Source organism: Sphingobium sp. B8D3B, assembly GCF_025961875.1.
In the GTDB taxonomy this organism is placed as follows: Bacteria; Pseudomonadota; Alphaproteobacteria; order Sphingomonadales; family Sphingomonadaceae; genus Sphingobium.
The window spans coordinates 2,496,442-2,518,402 of record NZ_JAOQON010000001.1 but is presented as its reverse complement, the minus strand read 5'-3'; the positions used below and the strand labels follow the sequence as shown (position 1 = coordinate 2,518,402).

The window sequence follows — 21,961 nt, the reverse complement described above, 5'->3', positions numbered from 1 at the left end:
GAACTGAGCTGCATTTCCCAGATCGACAGACGGCAGCGGCGTGCCCCCACTATCCGGCATCGAAAGTACCGGTCTGCGGCTCCCCGGAGCACGCGAGAACCCGGCCGCCCGGTTGCACGAGCGCCGGCCTAATATTCAGCAACATATCTGGTGCCCTTGTTCCAAGACGAGACAATTTCATCGCTGACCCCGGCGGAGCCAACAACGGTTAACGATTATTACTTTGGCGAATCGTGATGGCGGCGCATGGTCGCCGCCTTCATGCTGAGACTGTTACTCGCGGCCGTGCTGGCCGTGATCGCGATGCCTGCGCAGGCAGCAACCGTAGTGCACTACCAGGCCAGCGGACCTGCCAGTGGCTATATGGACACTGGAAAGGGCACCGCTGAGTTCACCGGGATGATCTATGTCGACGCGATTTTTCCGGCGCAGGACATGATGGGCTACTGGTGCACACCGCCTGTGAGCTGCTTCTATGCTGGAAGCTCGGTGATTGGCAGAAACGAAAACGAGCACACCTATGGCAACTTCAGGTTGGAGTTCGATCATATTTTGACCGGAATGCCGCTCACGGAAGATGGCTTTCTAGGTGGAACAGCGCTTGGCAATGTTTACGGGCTGCCGCCGGGGTCGGGCGGTGGCTCTGGGACTGGAACGCTGACTAGCCTGACCGTAACCACCTATGAGGGCAGCGCAGGAGGTGGCAGCGTATTTGTGTCGGTCGTGCCTAATGCCGTACCCGAACCCGCCACCTGGGCGATGATGATCCTCGGCTTCGGCTTGCTTGGCGGCGCACTACGCCGTCAAGCCCAGCTCTCGATGAGATCGTTGATCTCGTCGCGGCCAATCGCCCGCATCTGCTTGGAGGCGTAGGCAGGGTCAACCTTTTTGCCTGCGTCCGACATGATTCCGAAGTTCTGAACATATGTCCAACCGGAGGGGCGCAATTTGGTGGCAAACCCTTCGTACATCACGAAATCAGCGTTGCCGATTGCCCCAGCGTTGATCTGGGCAATGGTGTTGGCTTTTTCGATAGTCTTATTCGCAACGGTTTCCCGGAAGAGATTGGACGCCTGAATAAATCGGTTCGCGCGGGTGTTGGTGGCGTGATTGCCGTCATTGTGCCAACCGCCCTCATAGATGACGATGCCTGCATTGGGGATGACTTGGCGCAGTGCAATAGACCACGCTCGCAGGCGTGAGTCGAATGTCGCTACATCAGCCGTCAGCAGTTCGCCGATGCGGGTGACGGCCGCCGCGATGTTATTCGCGTCTAGCGCAGCAACCAGGGTGGCGTCGTTGATATTGCAATAGATATAGCTCGAAGGCGAAATGTAGGCGATGTTGGAGGTGTCGCCAGCCTCGTCGAACCACTGTTTGATGGTGTTCGGCGATGTGAACCCCTGCGAATTGCCCTGTACGCCGAAGACCGAGCGGACGCGGCCCCCCATAGCCTGCGCCGGATTGGCCAGGTGGCTCACATCGGGGAAGCCAAGCCCAGTGAGGTCCGGCACCACGCCCTCGTTGTAGAAGCGGGCAATGGCGTTCGTCCACCATGCTGACATCGTTTGCTTTTGGTAGAGGTCTTTCGTTCCGCCGGCGGACATGCCGGAGAAGAACCCCATCACATTGGCCTGCGTCAGCAGAGGCGCATTGTAGCCGCTATACGGCGCGACGAAGTTGAACACCTCGTTGGAGGTCTCCACATAAGCCTCATGCGTGTAATCGCTCCGGGCGTGAAGGCGCTGGCGATCACCCGCCAAGTTTTCAAACACGCGGAGGTAGCTTCCGAACGGGTCGATCACGTTCGGCGCGCTCTCGACCCTATAGATGGGCTGGCACTTCCACGCTCTGGCCTGAGGGCCAAAGCTCTGCACCAAGTCGATGAACCTATCCATGTCCGACCACTGGCTTTCGCTGTGCGGATAGCTCGTGAGCGTGTTGGCGATGGCCTGCCCGCCCATATGCTCATGCATACAGCGAATGATCTTCTCCCGACCATAGGCCGCGAGAACGCTCGGGAGCAGCATGTTTGTCGGGGCCGGTACGGGCGTGCCGCCAGCATCGGCTGTGCGGATGAAGCTGACTGGTATGCCGTCGGGGTGGTCGACGCCCTTGCCGCCATTCTGCGTCGGGAAGATCGGCAGCCAGGTCGTGACGTTTCCCAGCGGCCCCTTCTCCTGAACATCGCAAGAAAAGCCGGTGCTATTGTAAGAGAAGTTGCTGAGCGGGGAAGCGGCACCGCGCGCGGCAGTGCCAATTGTGTAGTGTCCTGGTGTAAAGCCCATCTCGAAGCGCCAGCGGCCGCCAGTGCCATAGGGGAAGATAGCGCCGCTGAAACCTTCCGTCGCATCGTCGGCGGATAGGTTCGTATCGTCGCCTTCGATGAGGACCGGAGCAAAGCCACGTGCGCCGCCATCCGAGTGCCCGGTGAAATTCCAGGCGGCGTCCTCGATCCTGCCGCGAGGGAGGCCGTTGACCGTCGGGGGGGTAAGGCCAGTGTTATAGGGGTCGATTTGATAGCCGTTAATCGTGACATAAACCCAGCGGATTTGCAGCGCCCGATCCGCAAAAATCATTGGAGAAGAAGAGCCGATTGATCCCGTGTTGACGCCCTGCAGGAAGTTGCGGGCGATCGGCCGCCATGCTGGGATTGCTATGTCTTTCCAGATGACCCGCGAACTAGGGTCGCCGACTTTGCCAATCAGCACGTCTGCAAAGTCATAATCGAGCACCGCGTCTGGCACGGTTAGGGGGAAGTCGAATAGGTTGCTGGACGGCGTGAACGTCTGGAAGGGCGAGGCTTGCCGGCTGTCCGGATCGAGAACGCAAGCCTCATGGAGCCCGGCCAGTTCGCTGTGCCCGGTCAGCTGGATACGGAAAGGGTTGTCGATATCCGGCGCGAGGGGAACGGCATCATAGACATTGATGGCCAGCGGCGCGGACTGCTCGATGATGATGCGGCCTTGGTACAGGGCCTTGGGGTAGTTGCTGCCGTTATACTCGCTATTCACGCCGCCAAGCCTCACGGCATTGCCTGGCTCTAGTGCTGTACCCGATGCATTATATGCGATGCCCGCTCCAGTGTCGGCGGGCGCCCAGCGTTTAAAGCTGGCATCCGGCTTTTTGATGAAGGAGCTGAGGTATGGCACCCCGCCGACTTGCCGGGCAAGGCTCTTGAACGTCGTTCCATTGGGGATGCCCGACGTGCCGTCCCATTGACTCGTGAACGGCGCAAGTGACGTGTAAGTGCCGCCGCGCTGGCGAAGGATCTCGGTGAATTGCCCACGTGACACTACGATGAGGCGCCGATCAGCAGCGCTGACCTGCATGGAGCACTCCCGCGCACCCTCATAGTCAGACCCGCCCGACACACCGGCATTGTCGATGGTGTAAACGATGCTCTGATTGAGGAACGACCCCGGCTGCGCGACGGCCCCGCCGCCTGCCACGAAGGTGATTGGCGTCGTGATCTTGCTCGGCACGCTGATCTTGCCGCCCTGAATGGTATAGTCGTCGACGCACTGCACGCCGGGAATCGTGTTCAGCCGCGTGCCGTCTTCATAATCGGCCAGATTGATATCGAATATCCGGGTATTGGCCCGCTTGAAGCACAGGACCGACTTGGTAGCAGGCTGCCCCTGCACCTCGATCGTCACGCCCTTGGCGGTCGTCGACCCCGCCAGATAGTCGCTTGTCGTGGTCGCCAGCGTCGCGCTGTCCTCATCCTTGTAGACATAGGTCGCGCCGGGGAACGCGCTCGCATTGGCCACCTCCCAGCGGCTGAGCGTGACATTGTAGCGGGGCACGACCTGCACCACAGCTTCCGCTGCTGGTGTCGAATTAATTTGATCCGACGGCAGGCTAGGCCCGAACTCATTCTCACTGACACCCTTGTAATAAACCGGGGTGCCATTCGCGCGCGGCGTGTCGGCGAACGGGAAAGTTGGATTGGTCGCGATGAGATTACCCGGGCCAGGCGTGAAGCCGGCGACGAGGCTCGCGTAGAGCCGGCGCGCTGTGATAGCGGCTCCATTGGCAGCGCCATCGCTCCAGTCGATTATGTTTGCGCCATCGGCAGGCTCAGCGGACAGGGTTGGGGCGCTCGGCACCATGGCTGGCGTCGCCACCTTGGCGACGCTCCACGCTCCATCGCCCACGCTGTTACGGGCCAGGATCTGGACGCTGTACGGCGTACCAAGCGTCAGCCCCGGAATGGTGAAATCCCCCGTCGTTTCAGCGTCGATCGCTGCGCCGCCGTCAATGCGATATTTGACAGTCGTGATAGGCGATCCGCCTGTGGCAGGCAGGCTCGCGAGGGCGACCGCCAGAGCGTTGCTTGAGCCCGTGCGCATGAGGCTCCACTGGCCGGCGCTGAACTGTCCGGGAACGGTCGGGACGGGCGCGTCCGTAACGGGGTAGGAGACCGGCGCGGTGCCCTGAAGCGATTTGCCTTCCTGGCGCATGATCATGACGCGGGACGCGGGAACGAGGGTCATAGCTGGAGATCCTTGCGGGAATTGGTCGCGGTCGAAGTCAGTTGTTTCTGACCCGGATGAGCATGGTGAATTGCTTGGTGATCGACGGGTCGGCATCGGTCGTGATCGTGCACTCGACGCCGATAATGAACCCGTCCGGCTGGTCGAACAGCGCGCTGTCGCGCATGTCTTCGCCAATGCTGAACCAGAAGCCGATGCGCGGCCGCGTGTCGGGGTCGTCGTCCTGAATCGACGGCTCGCGGCCGGCGGTGGTCAGAATGACGAGGCCCGCTTGCTCGCCCGTGGTGCTCGGCTGGAGGTCGAAGGTAACGATCTTCTCGCCGGGCTGGAGGATGTCGGCGGTGTTGTTCCCGCGCGAGATTTCCATGACAAACGGGACGATGTCGCTCGGATCAGGCTCATAGCGCACGACGCGCGCCGACTTTGGATTCGCCATCTGGGGCGGCCTCCTCGTGGATCAGGGGGTGGCGGGTTCTGGCTCGTCTTCAGTGAGGCTGTCCCAGCCGATGAGGTGAAGCTCGTCGACCGTCTCGGCCGCGTTGATCGCCGCCCGCAGAATGCGCGCGCGCGCGTGGGCAGCATCGACATGCGCGGCCACCTCAAGGCCCAGCTGGACGATCTGCGGAGCATTGAAGGTCGAGGCCGTGTTGTCGGCCATCGTCCAATCGATCGACCACGGCTCATCTGGGCTGTTGTTGAGGACAATCGACGCGGCGGTAACCGCCCCGGAGAGCCGGGCCCTGCTCTCCTGATCAGTATCGACGCGGCCGAAGCTGGTTTCGGCGCCGCCATATTCGACGGCGCTTCGCACGGCCTTGATGCGATCCCATGCCTTCCGCCGGGCGACATCGAGGTCAGTCAGCACGCTCTCGATGATGGAGCCGCCAGCGAGCGGACCTTCGGGGCCGGTGAGCCATGCCGTGACTGTCGGCATGTCAGGCAGCGCGCCGGGGATCTCGTAACGCTCCTGCCACGCGATGCCCGGGGTTTCTTCATCGACGAACGAATTCACCGTGACGACGGTCTGATCGTTCGCCCACTGAACGGCGTAGACGCGATGGATTGTGACCGCCGCGCCGGTATGCGCCACAATGGCGGACTTGAGGATGTGCATCGCCAGATCAGCAGGCCGGGTTCATCACCAGCGGACCAGGCGTGCCGTCCAGCTTGGTGCCCGGGTGCAGGATGACAAGGCGCACCTCCCGGCCTTCCTTCTCCAGCTTGCGCTTGAGGGCTTCGGCCTTGCGGCGGCTCTGCGCGCGCTGATCATAGGCCACGCGGCCAATGCCGCACTGGTCGGTCTGATCGAGCAGGATGGTGACGGGCTTGGAGGCTTCAGCAGGCGCCGGCGCAGCCGCCAGCGCCGCGCTCATGATGAGGGCGGTCGCAAACATGGTGATGGTCCTTTTCAGAGGTGAGAGGAGGTCAGAAGTTGGTGACGTCGGCCACGAGGATGCCGCGGGACAGCGCAAAGCGCTGCAGCGCGGGATTGGGCTCTGTCGTCGTCGCGCTCTCGGCCGAATAGCGGGTCATGCCCTGGCTGATGCCGTATCCGACGACAGGATTGAGCGGCCCAGCCGAGACGATCCACGTCGAAAGCCGGTAGTTCCCTGCGCCTTGATACAGGTATGATTTCGCGAACGACGGCCGGGCGAGGATCGGCAGATAGTCCCGCCCACTCTCGTAGAAGAAGCTCTCGGACGAAGCCTTGTTGGGGTTCGTTGCGTACGCATCTGTCAGGAATCCGCAGCTGCCCTTGACGACATCCCGCACCCTCAGCGGCTTGTAATCGCTGGAGTAGATCAACTGCCATGCGTCCGACCACACGTTCATGCCGAACAGCGCCGGCATGAGCGCCAGCTGGTCGAAGATGTAATAGTCCAGCGTGCTCACGGTCGACGGCAGCAGGAAACTGAATGTGTAGGTGGTGCCCGAGTTCGTTACGCTCAGAAATGCACCGCCGCGGACTGCGCAGAGCGGCCGGGCATAGCCTGTGCTGTTGTAGCTGATCGAGAACACCCGCAAGCTGATGCCGGGGCTTGCCCAGGAGGAGTAGGACGTGATCGTCCCCTTCGCAGCGAGGCAATAGTTCGCGAATTGCGTGCTGAACTGCACCCTGCCGTCTGGCGTGCGGAATCGCACCGGCATCAGTAAACGCCCACCATCAGAGTGCCCGGAACGAAGTCACCCTCCCATGTCCACGAGCCGTTGTCGCCCGCGTAAGAGACGACCGGCGCCCCGCCGATGCTCCCGGTGGCGAATACGTCCCACGGCTCACCCTCACTGAGACCAGCGACAGAAAAGCTGCCGGTCGGCGCCGTGATGGCGATTTCAGATGCCCTGCGACCTGTGCGGACGCTCTCATCCACGAGGATGTTGCCCGCCCCGTCCCTTATTCTCAGCCTCGGCATGGCCCGTCAGAGCGTCACTTCGATGCGGAGCATGTTGGCATAATCGTAAAGCTCAAGGCCGTTCGTCATCATCTTGAAGCGCTGGCCGGTCGGCCCGCTGCTTAGTTCGCCGATGATCGCCGTGATGGCCGACAATTCGGTTACTCCCATCTTGGCAGCGGTGACTTGTCCCGCGCCGATCGCGTTCGTCGTGATCGAGTTGACGAGAATGTCCCCGCCGTCGACGGACTTGGTCCATGCTGAGCCATTGTAGCGGTAGAGCTTGCTGTCCGATTGCAGGAAGACGACCCGGCCCACGAACAGATCGCCCACCGGCAGCATGGAGACGATTTCGTAGCCGCCCTTCGTCTTGGCGATGGAAAAGGTCTCGGTTAGCGTGACCCCGTCTATGACGGCCGTCAGCGTCAGCGTCCCGGTGTCCCCGCTCATGCCTGTGACGCGATAGTAGCCCTTCGGCTGGCCAGCCACGGGGGTATCGGCCGCCGTGTTGATCGTGCCCGTCACCCCGCTGCTGGGCGTGGCCGACAGCGTGGCTGATGCGGTCACATCGGTATCGCCCCGCCGCACCTTCAGCAGTCCAGCCGCTTCGGCCCAACTCACCACACCGCCATTTGCATAGGCCCAGACCGAAACCGCCTTGCGGCTGGCCTCAAGGCTGAGCCCGGCGGGGCCAGGCGCTCCCGGACTGCCAGGCGCGCCGGGCTCGCCCGGTTCACCCGGAGCGCCAGGGCTGCCCGGTGCACCATCCTCGCCCTTGGCTCCCTCTTGGACGCGGACGATGCTGATCTTGTCGCGAACGGTGGCGCCGTCGGTCAGCGAGGCGGTCACGATCACGCCACTGGTGCCATTGCGCGCCGCGTTGAACTGCGCCTCGGTCATCGTGACCGTGTCACCCGTCGCGGCCGAAAGGAACGTGGTGACAGGATAGCGGTCAGCGCCGGCCGCGTCGGTCAGCGTCCATTGCACCACCGCCGCGGTGTTCTGCTTGTTGACCGAGAGCGTGATCGTCTGCGTCGTCGGCGTGGGGAGGCCGGCAGCATTATAGGCGATGGTCTGGCGGTCGCTCAGCACGGTCAGCAGCTTGGCCGAGGCTCCACCAGCCGCCGTTGCCAGCGTGAATTGCTTGTCGACCGTCAGGCCCGCATAATCGCCCCGGCCTGTCGCCCGAATGGTGACGGACGCACCCGATAGCCCCTCCATGCCGCCGGTGACAGCATAGTCCTGACCGCTATATTCGACGGTGAGGCCGCTGGGATTGGCCTGCGTCGAAAGATCGAACTGGTCCGAAACATCCTCTAGCCCCGCGAACACAATGAAGCGACCAGCCGCGTCGGCATAGCTGGCGATGTCGCCGGTCTCGTCGGCCGGAAGCGTCACGCTCTCGTTTGTGAGAAATGCTGCGAGCGGCGACTGCGCCGTGACGATCTGGGCCGCCTTGGTCAGCCCCTCGATCGTGAGGGAGCAATAGCTGACCGTCTCGAACGCCAAGTCAACCGCGAACTCTTTGTAATAGCCGTAGATGACGAGGCTTTCGAAAGCCTCGCTGCCGATCCACAGCGCGGGCGTCGCGCGGAGATCCGCCAGCCGCGCCTGCACGTCATCCACCGCGCTTGTCGGGATCATCGACCGCAGCGTCATTCGCTTCGCCCAGGCGCGCTCCACGACAGTCGTCACACCGAAATCGTCGGTGCTGCGGCGGCTGAAATCGTTGATGCCCACCGATGGCCCGGCTTCCGTCGTGCCGAGGTCTATCGTCGTTCCCACGATCAACGTGCCAACGGTGACGCTGCCCGGCGCCGTGAGCGTCACCGTGATCAGCGGCGCATCGGCGGCTGGAAGCCCGGAAAACAGGATCGACGACGACCGGCCATCTTCGCCGGCCTCTTCGATGGTCTCGTCGTAGATCGTGTATCCGCCATCCTCGATCTGCACGCGCATGGCAGTGGCGTCGGTATCGAGTGCCCCGATCGTGTCGATGCCAGCGCCGGGGGCAAGCACGACCTCAATCGAGCCGGTCGCCTCCGTCAGCGACCCGACCGCCTCGTCAAACATCGCCCAGCGATTCGTGGCGCCGATCTCGCTCCACCGGCCCACCGAGGTCGAAGGGTCGTTCGCGATGTTGCCGGCGGCGAGGCTCTCGAACACCCGATGTCCGCTGATGACCCGAGCGCCCTTCGCATAGGGCACAATCCCCGACCACAGTGGGAAATCGTTTTCCGGCACGCTGCTCGACGCCAGAACGACGTCAGTGACGCGGAGCGGCTGGACGACCTTCATGCGGCGAGGCCTTCCACGCTGAACGACGCGAAGGACATGGTCGGCAAAGCCAGATCGATCGCGAAATTCTTGTAAAACCCGTAGATGGTCAGGCTGGCGAACCCTTCCTCGCCGAGCCACACGGTCGGCCGCGCGCGCAGCGCAGCCACGCGGGTCACGATGTCGTCGACGTCATCGCTCTCGATGCGCGTTCGCAGCGTCATCGTTTTGGCCCAATCGCGCACTGTGATCGTGGTGACGCCGAAATCGTCGGTCGTGCGCTTGCTGTAATCGACGATTCCGATGCTCGGCGATGCCTCAGTCTGGCCAAGGTAGAGCACATTGCCGACGAGCAGTTCTGCGACGGACACGTCGCCCGGCCCTTCGAGGGTGACACGGACCTGCACCGGCCCGACCTTAGGCAGATCGAGGAAGGTGACCACCGTCTTGCCGCCGACAGCTGGCACATCCTGCACCTCGTCATAGACGGTCAGATCGTCCTGAATGACTTCCACGCGCGCGGTCTCCGCCACCGGGAGCACGATCGCCACGCCATCCACCTCGCCGGGAGCCACCGTCACGGAAATGCTGCCCGCGGCGGTCGTGGGCGCGGCAAGCGCCTCGTCGAACATGCTCCAGCGGTTTGTCGGGCCAAGGGCGAACCACTGCACGCTGGCCGGGTTCACCGGATCATTGCCGACATTGTCCGAAGCGGCGCTCTCGTAGATCCGGTGCGTCGCGGCCCGGATGACCCGGTCCCCCAGCTCGTAGGTCGTGCCAGCCGACCACTCGGGAAATTCATTCTCGAGGACGGAGCTGGCGATGAGAACGCCATCGGTGATCGCCACCGGCTCGATGACCTTCATGCCGCAACTCCGACGGTGGCGATGGCGTCACCGCCGCTCGCTGCCGTCACATTGTCGAGCGTGCGGGCAATTTTGCCGGTGTTGCCAGCCGTGGCGGCGTGGCCGGCGTTGTTCTCGGCGCGCAGCCCGGCGAGTTCGGCGCGCAAATCCTCCAGCGCCCGGCGCAGCTCGCTCTTCTCGGCGTCGGTGCCGGGCTGACCGTTCGCCTGTGCATCGCCGCCCGAGGCGAGCAGCGAAGCGTCAGACGGCTCGGCGATCACGCCAAGCTTGGCAATCGCCGCGTTGGTCGCTTCGAGGCTGGCGGCGGTCTGCGCCTGAATGCGCGCCAGTTCCTGCCGGCTGGTCGCGGTCTGGGCCGCAGCGTTCAACAGCGCCTGTGAGAGGCCGGGCAGGCTCTTTGCCGCGTCCATGTCGCCGCCTCGTGCCGCCTGATTGGCAGCATTGAAGCGGCCGAGGATCGACGCGAACCCGCCATCGCTGCTGGCAGTGTTGAGGCCACGGATACGGTCCACCTCGGCCTTGATGCTGTCGCCGACGCTCTGCCAGGCCTTGCGCAACTCGTCGGCCGCCCGGGCGGCCTCCTGCGCGTCCTGGATCGCCCAGATTTGCACCTGCAGCGCGCGGTTGCTCTCATCCAGCTTCGCAAGTTCCAATGCCCGCAGCGCAGCGGTGTCACCGCGCAGCTCCAGCAGCTGGCGTTGCAGGCCCTGCCGTTCGGCGAGGATGTCAGCCGCGCTCTTCGCGCCGTCCATGGCTGTCTTGAGGTCAGCGAATGCCGGAGCCAGCTTCAGCAGGGTGGCATAGGTCTCGCGCCCGGCCTCCGTCGTCAGATCCTGCGCCTCGACCAGCGCGCGGAAGCCGGACAGTGTCGCGGGCATCGCCATGCCGAGGCTGCGGAACACACCGGCCATCTGCGCCGTGCGCGCCGCCGCCTGCTCCTCGCGGCTGTAATAGGTCTCGAAATAGGCCTGCGCAGCACCGGTCAGGTCGCTGATGCTGTCGAACTGCTCGGCCAGGCCGACCTTCGCGGCGAGGCCCATGCCCTGCGCCGAGGCCCCCAGCAGGTCGAGACTGCTGCTGACGGCCTCGACCGTCGAAGCGACGCGCACCAGCGTCTCGAACGCGCCTTCGCCCACCTTCTGGAACTCGGCGATGTACGGGAAGGCCGCCTTTGCCATATCGTCGGCCGCCGCGCCGAACACCGCGTTCAGCTTCTCTTCGATTTCCTGGCCGGTCAGATCCTTCAGGTCGATTTTGCCGAGATTGACGACGAAGCTGTTGAGGCGGTTCTGGATGTCCGAGGTGGCGGCACCGAGCGGGCCAGCGGCCGCAACGATGGCGTCATTGAACTGGCGCAGGAGCAGCGTGAACTGCGCCTCAAGCCCGGCATCTGCTTCAGAAAACTGGGTAGACTGCGAGCGCCCGGTTACGATTCCGAGGAATTTCTTCGTCTTCTGGACATCGGAATAATAGCTGGCATCGAACCCACTACCAAGCACGCTGCCCAGCGACTGCGGGCCGCCATACAGGCCGCTGCCGATGACATCGGTGCGCGAGCCGAACAGACTGCCGAGAAAGCCGCCGATGATCGGAATGGCGCCCAGCACTGACCCGATCAGGTTGGGCTTGAAGCCCTGCGCCACATTCGAATCCGCGTTGATGTTCCCGGAGCGCACGACCAGCGAAGCGAGGCCGCCAATCTGGCCCTCGATCGACCGGAGCGACGCGGCCATCTGGCGCGAATAGCTCAGCATAACGGTGTCGACCTCCTTCAACTGGTCGATCGCGCGCTTGATCGATTCCGACTGCGCGCTGGAATCGCCCAGCACCGTCCCGGTCCCGGTGTTGCTGGGTGCGACATTGCCGCCCCCGCCGAATGATCCGGCAATGGCCACACCCAGCGTCGCAATGGCGCCGGCCGTCGCCGCGCCTGCGACGAGATTGAGCGGAAACGGCAGGCTGCTGATCGCCTTCACCACGGCCTCGACGGCCAGCTTTGCCGTTCGGATGCCGCTGTTGACGAGCGTGGACGCGGTCTCGGCCATATCCTGCGCCATGGCGCGCACCGAGAGCGCAAACTGCACTGCGCGGAAGGCCTTTTCGGCAGCTTCCAGCGCCTTGTACCCGCCGCTGCCTTCCTTGAAGAAGCCCTTGGCCGCCGCTGTCATGTCACCGAACGTCGCGACCTGCATCCTGCCCGAGCGCCGCGCGGCCTCCGCCTGCGAAATAGCGCCGTCCTTCACCAGCTTGTTCAGTTCGCGCTGCTGATCGGCATGGCGGACAAGAGCAGCCGTCATATCGGCGAGCGCGCCGCCGGCAGGCCCAAATGCCCGCGCGAATGCATCGCCTGCGTCATTGAGCGAAAAGATCAGATAACCGAGCTGCTCATTCATCCGCTTGAGCGCTTCCTCTTCGCGCTCTGCGGCGGCGTCCTTGCCGATCAGCTCTGATTTCAGCGCGTGATATTCGCGCCAGCGCTGCATCGCCACCTCCAGCCCGTCATCCTTGTGGGCGAGCAGGAAGGATTCCTTTTCGAGTTCGAGCGCTGCGGCGGCCCGCTCCGCGCCGACCAAGCCGTAGAGCGCAAGTTCGTCCTGCAGCGGGCGCATGACATTGGTCCGGAAATCCTCCGCGGACTGGCGGCTATAGGCAGCCTCACGGGCCGCCGCAGCTTCGTCGATCAACTGCTTTTGCTTTTGAAGCGGTGCGTTTAGCCGCTGGACTGCGTCCTCCATCAGGCGGATTTCCTTGGCGGTCTTGCCGAGCTGCGCAGCTTCCTTCTGAACGGCCGCAATGTAGTTGTCTGCCGCCTTCACAGCGGCTTCATAGGCTCGCTGTTCGTCGCTGATCTTCTTCGTCTTCGGAGTGCGATCTTCCTTGATCTCGGCCGCCTGCTTACGGAGGTCCGCAAGCTTGTTGGAGCTGATCTGGGCCTGCACATCCCGGCCGAATTTGAGCATTGCGTTGTTCGCCTGCTCGAATGCTCCTGTGTAGCTGTTGCCCACATCTGTCATTATCTCGTCGATGCTCTTCCCCGAGAAGACGCCCTGCACGATCGCGCTGATCGCGCGGAATGTGCCGACGAAGCTGGAGTAGATGCCGGCCAAGGCCACCCGGCCGGCAGTGGTCATGAAATCCAGTGCGTCGCTGAAGAAGCCGCGAATTGCATCCATATCGATGCCGATTCGCTGCGCGATTACCTGAAAGGTCGCGGTCATCGTGTCGCCGAAGGTCGCGGTGGTGTTTTCGAGCTTCTCGATCTCGTCTTTCGTGAGGCCAAGGCCGTCGATCATTGCCTGAGTGTCGACGCCCGCCGACATGGAGCGCTGGAAAAGCGCGAGTGCTCCAGCCGCGACGCCGATGGCGATGGCGAATGGAGCAAAGCGGACAATCAGGCCACCCAGCTGCGCGCTGAAACCTTTAACCCCGCCTTCGGCCCCCTGTGCGACTTGGACGATCTGTCCGATCTGGGATGCAAAGATCTGCATGGGAGGAGCGCCGAGCGCAGCCATCGTGGCCACGTCGTTCATCTGCATGCCGAACTGCATCATCGTATGGCGCGAGCGCGCACTCGTCGCGCCCATTTTCCCGCTGCTCGCTTCGAGAATATCCATTTGAGCGCTCGCGGCGCGCAAACGCCCAGCAAGCTCCGTCAGCCCTCGATTCTCGGCCTCGACGGCGCGGAGCTCGGCTCGCATCTGCCGAATTTCGGACGCCGTCTTACCGAAGGTCTCGACCTGCCGGGTGAGTTGCCTCACCATCGCCTCACCCGATCGTTCAGCGCGCGCGGTCTCGCGGGCGACCTCCCGCATTTCGCGCGTGGCGGCATTACCGAACGCCGTCACCTGCGCGGTGGCGCCGCCGACCTTCACCATTCCGCCGGTTGCCTGCTCGATCCGGGCAGCTTCCGCCACCACCTTAGCCTCAGTCGAACCCATGGCCTCTTGGAGGCGCATAAGCTCCTCAAATGAGCCGCTGGTTTCGATGGCAAAGCCAACCTCAAGGGTCGGCGTCCCGTCATCCATGAAACGCCTCCCTCGTTGCTACCCCAGAATTTCCTCGAGCAGCGCCAGTTCGGCAGTGCGCTCGGCTTGGGTGACCTTCCACCGCCAAGGCGGGGGGCAGTTCTCGCTCTCAGCTTTCCGGCTCTCGGCGAGATAGTCGGACGATAACTTGCGGATGAGGCGGGCTTCCCAAGGCGCCAGCCTCACGCCCGTCACCCGCTGCCATGCTTCGATCTCGGTGAAGCAGAGTGGGGACGAACCCATGCCGTTGCTCTGCGATATCCCCATTTCGACCAGGCGATCGATGATGTGGCGCGCACTGATTGGCGGCATTGGCGGGGTGACCTTGTCGCGCTTCATAGCGTCCAGGCGGCTCAGCTTCGGCCCGGGGCGTTCCGCCCGCTTGCTCCCCTCTGGCGGCTTGGGCGTGGCATGCAGCCACGCCATTTGCCGCACGTAGAGCGTCAGTTCCCGGCCGAGCCGGGCTTGAAGTTTCCCCAGTCGGAAACGAACTTCGACACCTGCCGGGCGATGAAACCGAGCTTCGGATCGGCGTAAACGGCTGCGAAGAGCTCCGCACCAGTTTTCCCTTCCGCGGGCGGATAGCTGAAATTCTCGAACTTCACCGTGATCGCGGCCAGATCCTCGGCCGTCTCCTTCACGCGGTCCTCATAGGGCGCAGCAGTCACCTTGCCGTCATTGTCCTGCATCCGCTTGATGGCCCGCGCGGACTGACGGGCTTCCACAACGCCGAATGCACTGCTGCCCGGGCCGTAGATCACGATCTGCACCGGCTTGGTGCGCTCGGCGTCGGCGTAGAGGAGTTCGCCATTCGCGTTCTTGATGTGGATGGTCGCCGTCTCGTCGACGGCCTGCGTGGTGATATCGAGCATGAGATGATCCTTCGCGGGTTGATGGTGCACCGGCCCACCCAGACGCCCGCGACGAGCCGGGCGGGCCGATGCCTGTTGATCGGCTCAATCGCCGAAATGGGGAGGTTAGGAGGCCGGCACGCGCACGATGTCGGTGATGATCTCGACCGTGGGATTGGCCATGAGGATGCTGTCGGCACCATCGATGTTTTCGGGCATCCCGAAGACACGGCCGCCAAAGTAGCGCTTCGCGCCGGTGGGAAACGTCACCTTGAAGTAGTAGATCTTCGAGGTCTTGTCGTCCGCTGCCGTCCGCATGAGGACTTGGCCGGCATCGGTTTCGTCCAGCGCCATCGAAGGGCTAAGGGAGCCATTGTCCCGGCTGCCCTTGTGCTTGTCCTTCGGGCCATCGAGCGGCTGAAATTCGACCTTGTTGAAGACCGAGCCGACGCCGCCGATCTTTTCGACGCCGCCGACCTTGGTGAAGGTGCCGGCTTCATAGCCGGCAGCATCGAAAGTGGCCGGCGCAGTTGCAGTGATGGCGAGCGTCGAGCCCGCCGCCGTGCTGGAAGTCATTGTGTTCTCCTATGTGGCGAGCCGGGCAAGCCGGCGGTCTTCTGCCCGGCTGGGCGGAAGTCTTACGAGGCCGGGGTTTCCGGCTCCTGCGCCGCCTTGGCGGTGCGCTTGTCCTCGGCAGTGGGGTAGCGGATGAGGCCGGCATGTTCGTAATTGGCGAACGCGCCCTCATCGATCTCGTGGATCGTTCCAGCTGCGTAGGTGCGCATGGTGCCATTGTCCGTGAACGAGCGCGCGATGAAGGCAGGACGAGTCTTGTTGGTAGCCATGTCGATCTCCTGGCTTAGGTTTGAGCGTCGTATGACACCCGGAAATCCTGTGTTCTCTCGAAGGTGGAGGCGGGTCCGAGCACGTCGGGGCCTTCGCCAGCCGTGAGAATTGAGACGCGCATGTGCCCGGCGATCTGCCCGGTGAGACCCGCGCAAGCCTTGACGATCAGCGGCATGATCAAGTCGAAATCGCGGTACTCCTGCGTCCGCAGCGTGACGGATACCCGCGCCCGCTTCCTGATCGTCGCTTCCCGTGTCAGGGTCTGGTTTTCCGTGTTGCTCACGCTGCGCAACAGCAGCCCGCGCACCGTGCCGTCCGGCAGCTTCCCAGCTTTGATCTGGGCCGCCGGGATCAGCGCCGTCAGGTCGTCATAGCCCCGCAGTAGCGTGCCGATGATGTGAACTCCGCTCATTCGCTGTCCCCATCCGTCTCAGCCCGGCCGACGATCCGCCCGCGCGATATGCGCGTGTTGATGTAGGCCTGCGCTGCGGCGACTGCCTCGGTCTCTTTCACGTCCAATGCTGGCCTGAGAAACGGGTAGGGCCGGGCGCCCGGGTGAAAGACTGTCGTGCCGACGAAGTTGCCGCCGATGACCAGTGCCCCCGCCTTGGTCTCGCGGTTGATCTTGCCGATGCTCATGCCGTCGCGCTGGCTGTCATCGACGCTGATGAAGTGCGGCTCGGTGCCGTATTCCAGCCACGGCGCCTTGTAGGCGCCTGGCCCCTTCACCTGCACCTTGGCGACGATCTGGCCGGGTTCGCGCTTCGTCGCGACCTTGATCGCCTGTGACACCTCGTCCGAGACTGAGCGGTCTTTCGCCTCGTCGGCAACCACGGTCGCGGCGGCCCGGCCAGCGCCGCGCAACAGCTTCGTCTCAATCTCTTCAGGCAGTCTGGCTAGGAAGCTGAGGACTTCCGATTTGCCGCGGCTGGTGACCATCAGGGGCGCGGGCTGCCCGGCATATATTCCGCGACCATCATTTCGAGGCCTTCGCGGAACCCCATCTCGACGGGGCCGGAAATGATGTGCATTTCGCGCTCACCTGAGACGATCCGCATGTCACCGGTGATATCGGTGCGGAAGCGCATCCGAACACGCGCCGGGCGGATCATGGTCGTGCCGAGGGCAACGCTTGTCTCGCCGCGGCTGGGGAGCACGTCCTGCACCTCGGCCCATGTCTCGGCGACCAGCGCCCAGCTGCCCGACCCGGCCCCATCAAGGCTATCATCGGGCACGGGCCGCTCGATGCGCACGCGCCGATTGAGCCGGCCAGCCGCAATCGCCATCAAAGGCGCCTATTGCGCAGCGAGCGCAGTAGAGATTTCGCAGACCCGAGGGATGCTTCATAGCCGCCCTCGCGCTGGCTCATCATGCCGGCTGCCAGCACGAGGATCGCTTCGACGGCGGTGGGAGGAACCTCGCCGGCCCCATAGCCTCCTGAATAGATGACCGTGACGCCACCACCAGCCGCTAGACGCGGCCAGCTCGGTTCAGCAGGTCGGACGGTCAATGGGTATGTCCCGGGCCGGTAGATTGCGCCGGTATAGATCGCGCCACCGGCCGCTCCGTCGTATGCAATGGCATCGATCGAGGTGACCGGCTGGCTTTCCAGCGTGATGCCTGCGGACCAATTGCGGAAGTGCGCTGCGAGCGTGCGCTGCGCGAGGATACGGCTTGTGTGCCCTTCGACCCATTCCCGAGCTGCACGGATCTTCTGCTGAATGAGCTGATCCTCAAGGCCGTCATCGATGCGGCATTGCGCACGAAGCATAGCGGGGGAGACGGGCTCCACGACATCAGCCGCTATGCCGTCGTCCAACATCGCAGCGAACTTCATCACGACCTCGAAATCGGTGGCGTCGGACGGCAGGCCAACGCGCTCGCGCATGTCTGCAATCGTCACCTTGCTACCTCATTCTGCAGGGGTGAGGACCGCGCCCCGATAGGCGCGGTCGCTCCGGGTCAGTTGTTCGCCAGGCTGCGCTCGACAGCTTCTCGACCGCTGATCGTGGGGTCGTTGAAGTCGATGCGGTTCTGGTCCGCCGTCGTGTTCGCGCGCGGATCGGCATCCACAGCGGGGTGGCTCATGTCGACATCAGGCACGATCTGCTGGGGCGCACCAGACGTGTTGATTTCAGATGCCGGCGCGATGTTGGCCGCGCCGGAATTATCAAGGTCGGCCGCGATGGCGGCTGGGCCGCCCTGCACACGGCCGCCAGCCCGATCCGCGTCCGCCGTGGCGATCGCCTTGCTCAGCGCATCCAGCACGCCAGCGCGGGTTTTGCCGTCTTCCTCGGCCGCCTTCAGCTTGAGCAGGTCATCGTGGCTCTTACCGGCCAGGCCGGCCTTCACTTCGTCAATGCTGCCGTCGAGCAGCTTAAGCAATTCACTCATTTTGGGTCTCCTTGGCTCTCCGAAGGGCCGGCACGCCGACACTTCGAAGAGCCGGGCCAGCGGAGAGGCTGGCCCGGTCAGGATTGGTCACCGCTTACGCTGCGACCTTGAGGATCTTCATGGCATCGGGATTCTTGACGCCGCCGCCGACGCGCTTCGTGCAGTAGAAGCAGATGAACGGCTTGTTGGTGAAGGGGTCACGCAATACGCGGAAGCCGATCCGATCAACGACCAGATAAGTTTCCCTCATGTCGCCGAAGGCCATCGCCAGGGCGTCGGCAGCGATGTTCGGCATGTCGGGCATGTCGACAACGGGGTAGCCGGCTAGGGTAGAGGGCTGGCCGGCGACAAACGTCGGCTGCCAGAGGAAATTGCCCTGACCATCCTTCAGCTTGCGCAGCATCCCGAGCGACGTGCGATTGGTGAAGAATTTCGCGTTCGGCGTGTAGATCGCCGGTAGCTTGTAGATCAGATCAACGATCTTGTCGGCATTGTTGATCTGCGTTGCGTTTCCGCTGTTGAGCACCTCGATGGCACCCCACGGATGGCGAGCAGCAGCCGAGCCGCCGGTGGCGTAGTTGAGGAAGCCGTGAGGCTTGTTCGTGCCATCTCCAGCAACAAAGGCAATGCCCTCCTGCCGGGAGAACTCCGTCGCGATCTCGTCGACGAGCCACGTTTCCAGGTCGATCTCGGCATCATCCAGCAAGTCCTGAGACGCTGCTGCGTTGGCATAGATCTGACCGAGGCCGAAGCCCAGCGCCGTGAAGGTCGGCGTTGCGGTTGCGGGACGCGAGGCGGTCTCCCCGACCCAGCCGCTACCCACGGCCCGATCAGTAAACAGCTTCGTGAAGCCGGCCTTCGAGATATTGATCACGGTCGATTCCGCACGCATCGGCGTGATCAGCTTGAGACGCCCCGAAATGGTGCGATCCCACTCGATCGGGGTGAGAAGCCCGCCGTCGGCCGGAACGCCCTCCGACATGGCAGCGCGCGGCCCCTGCTTCTGCTCGGCTGCGAGCTTGCTCTCATCGTCACGCCCGCCCGCGCGCATGAACGACGAAAAGGTGCTGGAATACTCGCCGTCGACCGGCGCCGGCTTGCCGCCAGCGGCCATACTGGCAGCGGCGAGCTTGAGCGCATGTTCGTTCAGCGAGTTTTCGAGCGTGCTCAGCGTCGCATTGATGGCACCGAGCTTCTCGGTGACCTCGGCACCATCGGCCTTGGCGCCGATATTTGCCTCAACCGTCGACTTGAACTCGTTGTGGGCCTGCTGAAGGGCGAGGATCATCGCCTTCGGGTCGCCGCCGGCATCAGCCCGAACGGTGGCCGTAACAAGCGCACGCGGCATGTTCGCCACGATCTCGCTAAGGGTGGGGGAGGTGTCCAATTCGCCGAATTCGCCCAGATCCGCGAGGACATCGACCGGACCACGCGGACAGAAGGTCGGGGCCGTGAGGGACAACTTGGGGTTGATGCCGAGCAGCGCGCGGAAAGGATGCGCGAAGACGGCCGCCACCGCCGCGAGGGCGGAGCGCGAGTACATTTTCATGGTGGAAGCTCCTGGTTAGCTTTGGAAATCCGCGAGCAGGGACCGCATGGCGGCCATCAGCTCCGGGTCGTCGCCGCCAGCGCCAGGCGTGTCGGCAGGGTCAGGGGCAGCGCCAGGCGTGCCCTTGAGGCTCTTGATGCGGGCGCGCGCTTGAGTGCGCGTCAAGCCGTTTCTGATGAGGAGAAGCTCGTGCGCGCGGACTTCATTGGCTGCGCCGCTGGCGGCCTTTGCCTTTTCGTCGACCTTCGTCTGGTCAGCCGAAAGCAGTTCGTCCGCAAAGCCGCGCTCGATCGCCACCGAACCGGACATCCATGTTTCAGCGCGCATCCACTTGGCGCATTCCTCAACGGTTTGGCCGCTGCGCTGCGCATAAACGTCAGCCATCGCCCGATCGAAGGGTGCCAGATAGTCTGCGACTTCGCGCATGTCGTCCTCATTGCCAGATGCGAATACCCAGCATTTATGGATCATGAGGAAGGATGCAGCGCCGATCTCGACCGTATCGCCCGCCATGGCGATGATCGAGGCAGCAGATGCTGCCATGCCCATGATTTTGATTGTGACGGCTTGCGGATGCTCGCGCAGAACATTGTAGATCGCGAGGCCTTCGAACATGTCGCCGCCGCCGCTGTTGATCTGCACTTCAACGGGGCGGTCTCCGATGGCGCGCAACTGCGCGGCCACCTTTTTTGCCGTAACGCCGCCGCCGGTCCACCAATCCTCGCCGATAACGTCGAACATCGTGATGACATTGTCGCCTTGCTCAAGCGCAGATGGACGAATGCCGGCCGCATCGTCGGCCCAGCGCTCCATGACAGGCAGCGGCGAGAAAGCCGCTACGCGACGATCTGCGGGAACGGGCAAAGCGCCAGGGCGGTCACCGCGCGCTTTCACCCCTCCAATGATCGAACGCGGCTGGCCCGGCTGGCTCGGCGTCGGCTTCGACCCGGGCACCGGGCGCCCGTTAATCGTTTTAACCGCGTCGGGCGTCCCCGGCGCTGGCGTGCGCTCACTGTTCATCGGCGGGCTCCTTCGGCTTCTCCGGCGCCTTGGTCGCCGGTTTCGGTAGTTCGTTGCCATCGTCTCGGGGGTTCAACTCGAAGTTGCTACGCACTTCGTTTGGCACCATCCATGCGCCGTTGTTCCCGAGTGCCTTCGAGAAGAAATCGGCCTGATCTTTGAGCGAGCCGCGCAAAAGCGCGCCCTCATTGAACTTGACGTAGAGTTCGTCGGCATCCTGTTCTGCCTCGGTGAGACAGGAGCGCTCAACGGCCTGCTCCCAAGCCACAAACCAGCCGAGGAGGCAGTATGTGACAAAGAAAATGCCCAGCGTTTCGATACCGGTGCCCCAGGCCGTCTCATCCATCATCAGCAGCGGCCGGGGCACGTCCGTGAAACGCGCAATTTCCTCGACCTGGCGCTTGCGCATCTCGTCGGTCTGGCTGTCCTTCGCCGTGGTGAAGGGGTTGGCTACGCCGCCTTCCTCGAGAATGAACCAGTCACCGGCATTCTCAGCGCCGGAATGATCCTCATTCATGCTCTCGCGGAGACGGTCATAAGCGCCATCCCCGAGCTCGTTGGGAAACTGAATCGCGCCTCCCGCCATCACGCCCTTGGCGAGCATCTTTGCGAGCGCGCGCTCTGCGGCTGATGCCAGACCCAGCGTCTCGACTGCGACATCGAGTAGCGACACGCCCTTGATCCCATCCGTCGTGATGGGGTGACGGAAGTGGAAAACCTCGCGGGACTTGAGGATCTGGGCTGCGGCGCCGCGCGGCTGGTACTTGAAGGTCAGATCTCCGCGATCCGAAAGCTCGGGAGTGATAGTTCGCCGCTTGAACGGCAACAGAGCCAAGACGGCAGGCTTGCCACCCTTCACGCCCCAAACGACCCGGGCATAAGCGTTGCCATCCAGCAGCGCGTTAAGCTGCATCTGCGTCTTGAACTCCAGCGCAGTTTGATAGCTGTTGGGGCGCTTCAGCAACACGCGGTAGAACGGGTGATCCTTGGCTTTTTCGGTCGACCCGTCCGCCTTCCTCCGGTGCAGATGGGCGGGCAGCATGCCGATGGCGGTGGCAATCAGCTTCGAGGCACGGAAGAAGCCGCTATTGCGCATCGCCAGCTTTTCACTGACCGCGACGCCAGCTGCGGACGCGCGTCCGGCGCCGAGGAACTCGCGCAGGACGGGACTGTCGATTTCCATGGCTGTGAACGCCTGGACAGGCGTCGATGAACCGAGGCGCTCCACGCCTGCGCGCGAGCGC

At 63.5% G+C, this 21,961-nt stretch carries 22 protein-coding genes; 1 reads left to right on the top strand and 21 read right to left on the bottom strand.

The genetic code is table 11. The features are described from left to right. Positions 1-246 precede the first annotated feature (246 nt). Positions 247-873, top strand: coding sequence for a PEPxxWA-CTERM sorting domain-containing protein (locus tag M2343_RS11690; RefSeq protein ID WP_264576793.1), 627 nt, complete (start codon positions 247-249; stop codon positions 871-873). On the opposite strand, the gene M2343_RS11685 is transcribed toward M2343_RS11690, so the two are convergent. From M2343_RS11685 to M2343_RS11585, 21 genes are all read right to left on the bottom strand, one after another. Then, complete coding sequence (locus M2343_RS11685) at positions 804-4,499, bottom strand: fibronectin type III domain-containing protein (protein ID WP_264576792.1); 3,696 nt, start codon at positions 4,497-4,499, stop codon at positions 804-806. The genes M2343_RS11690 and M2343_RS11685 overlap by 70 nt on opposite strands. A 37-nt stretch (positions 4,500-4,536) precedes the next feature. Further along, the gene (locus tag M2343_RS11680) at positions 4,537-4,935 is read right to left on the bottom strand and encodes a hypothetical protein (RefSeq protein WP_264576791.1); all 399 of its coding nucleotides are present in this window, start codon (positions 4,933-4,935) and stop codon (positions 4,537-4,539) included. Positions 4,936-4,956: 21 nt separating this feature from the next. After that, the gene (locus M2343_RS11675) at positions 4,957-5,613 is read right to left on the bottom strand and encodes a DUF4376 domain-containing protein (protein ID WP_264576790.1); all 657 of its coding nucleotides are present in this window, start codon (positions 5,611-5,613) and stop codon (positions 4,957-4,959) included. 7 nt (positions 5,614-5,620) lie between these two features. Further along, positions 5,621-5,893: a hypothetical protein gene (locus M2343_RS11670; protein WP_264576789.1), complete on the bottom strand. Its 273-nt coding sequence runs from the start codon at positions 5,891-5,893 to the stop codon at positions 5,621-5,623. 31 nt (positions 5,894-5,924) lie between these two features. Further along, positions 5,925-6,647: a hypothetical protein gene (locus tag M2343_RS11665; RefSeq protein WP_264576788.1), complete on the bottom strand. Its 723-nt coding sequence runs from the start codon at positions 6,645-6,647 to the stop codon at positions 5,925-5,927. Continuing rightward, positions 6,647-6,910 (bottom strand): hypothetical protein, encoded by a 264-nt coding sequence (locus M2343_RS11660; RefSeq protein WP_264576787.1) that lies wholly within the window; start codon positions 6,908-6,910, stop codon positions 6,647-6,649. The genes M2343_RS11665 and M2343_RS11660 overlap by 1 nt, the downstream gene beginning before the upstream one ends. Before the next feature lie 6 nt (positions 6,911-6,916). Next, the gene (locus M2343_RS11655) at positions 6,917-9,187 is read right to left on the bottom strand and encodes a collagen-like protein (protein WP_264576786.1); all 2,271 of its coding nucleotides are present in this window, start codon (positions 9,185-9,187) and stop codon (positions 6,917-6,919) included. Further along, on the bottom strand, positions 9,184-10,032 hold the full coding sequence (locus tag M2343_RS11650; RefSeq protein WP_264576785.1) for a hypothetical protein: 849 nt from the start codon (positions 10,030-10,032) through the stop codon (positions 9,184-9,186). Before M2343_RS11650 ends, M2343_RS11655 begins: the two co-directional genes overlap by 4 nt. Continuing rightward, complete coding sequence (locus tag M2343_RS11645) at positions 10,029-14,057, bottom strand: phage tail length tape measure family protein (RefSeq protein WP_264576784.1); 4,029 nt, start codon at positions 14,055-14,057, stop codon at positions 10,029-10,031. The genes M2343_RS11650 and M2343_RS11645 overlap by 4 nt, the downstream gene beginning before the upstream one ends. A gap of 18 nt (positions 14,058-14,075) precedes the next feature. Then, on the bottom strand, positions 14,076-14,483 hold the full coding sequence (locus M2343_RS11640; RefSeq protein WP_264576783.1) for a hypothetical protein: 408 nt from the start codon (positions 14,481-14,483) through the stop codon (positions 14,076-14,078). Between the two features lie 17 nt (positions 14,484-14,500). Then, positions 14,501-14,929, bottom strand: a complete 429-nt coding sequence (locus tag M2343_RS11635) for a hypothetical protein (protein WP_264576782.1) — start codon at positions 14,927-14,929, stop codon at positions 14,501-14,503. 105 nt (positions 14,930-15,034) lie between these two features. Next, positions 15,035-15,484, bottom strand: coding sequence for a hypothetical protein (locus M2343_RS11630; protein WP_264576781.1), 450 nt, complete (start codon positions 15,482-15,484; stop codon positions 15,035-15,037). 62 nt (positions 15,485-15,546) lie between these two features. Continuing rightward, on the bottom strand, positions 15,547-15,753 hold the full coding sequence (locus M2343_RS11625; protein ID WP_264576780.1) for a hypothetical protein: 207 nt from the start codon (positions 15,751-15,753) through the stop codon (positions 15,547-15,549). 14 nt (positions 15,754-15,767) lie between these two features. Beyond that, positions 15,768-16,166: a hypothetical protein gene (locus tag M2343_RS11620; RefSeq protein ID WP_264576779.1), complete on the bottom strand. Its 399-nt coding sequence runs from the start codon at positions 16,164-16,166 to the stop codon at positions 15,768-15,770. Beyond that, entirely contained in the window at positions 16,163-16,693 is a 531-nt protein-coding gene (locus M2343_RS11615) for an HK97 gp10 family phage protein (RefSeq protein ID WP_264576778.1), read from the bottom strand. The genes M2343_RS11620 and M2343_RS11615 overlap by 4 nt, the downstream gene beginning before the upstream one ends. Continuing rightward, positions 16,693-17,040, bottom strand: a complete 348-nt coding sequence (locus tag M2343_RS11610) for a head-tail adaptor protein (protein WP_264576777.1) — start codon at positions 17,038-17,040, stop codon at positions 16,693-16,695. Before M2343_RS11610 ends, M2343_RS11615 begins: the two co-directional genes overlap by 1 nt. After that, positions 17,040-17,657, bottom strand: a complete 618-nt coding sequence (locus M2343_RS11605; protein WP_264576776.1) for a head-tail connector protein — start codon at positions 17,655-17,657, stop codon at positions 17,040-17,042. The genes M2343_RS11610 and M2343_RS11605 overlap by 1 nt, the downstream gene beginning before the upstream one ends. Before the next feature lie 59 nt (positions 17,658-17,716). Next, positions 17,717-18,148, bottom strand: a complete 432-nt coding sequence (locus M2343_RS11600; RefSeq protein ID WP_264576775.1) for a hypothetical protein — start codon at positions 18,146-18,148, stop codon at positions 17,717-17,719. A 94-nt stretch (positions 18,149-18,242) separates the two neighbouring features. Continuing rightward, on the bottom strand, positions 18,243-19,664 hold the full coding sequence (locus tag M2343_RS11595) for a phage major capsid protein (protein ID WP_264576774.1): 1,422 nt from the start codon (positions 19,662-19,664) through the stop codon (positions 18,243-18,245). 48 nt (positions 19,665-19,712) lie between these two features. Beyond that, positions 19,713-20,717, bottom strand: coding sequence for a head maturation protease, ClpP-related (locus M2343_RS11590; protein WP_264576773.1), 1,005 nt, complete (start codon positions 20,715-20,717; stop codon positions 19,713-19,715). After that, the gene (locus M2343_RS11585) at positions 20,707-21,945 is read right to left on the bottom strand and encodes a phage portal protein (RefSeq protein ID WP_264576772.1); all 1,239 of its coding nucleotides are present in this window, start codon (positions 21,943-21,945) and stop codon (positions 20,707-20,709) included. Before M2343_RS11585 ends, M2343_RS11590 begins: the two co-directional genes overlap by 11 nt. Positions 21,946-21,961: the final 16 nt, after the last annotated feature.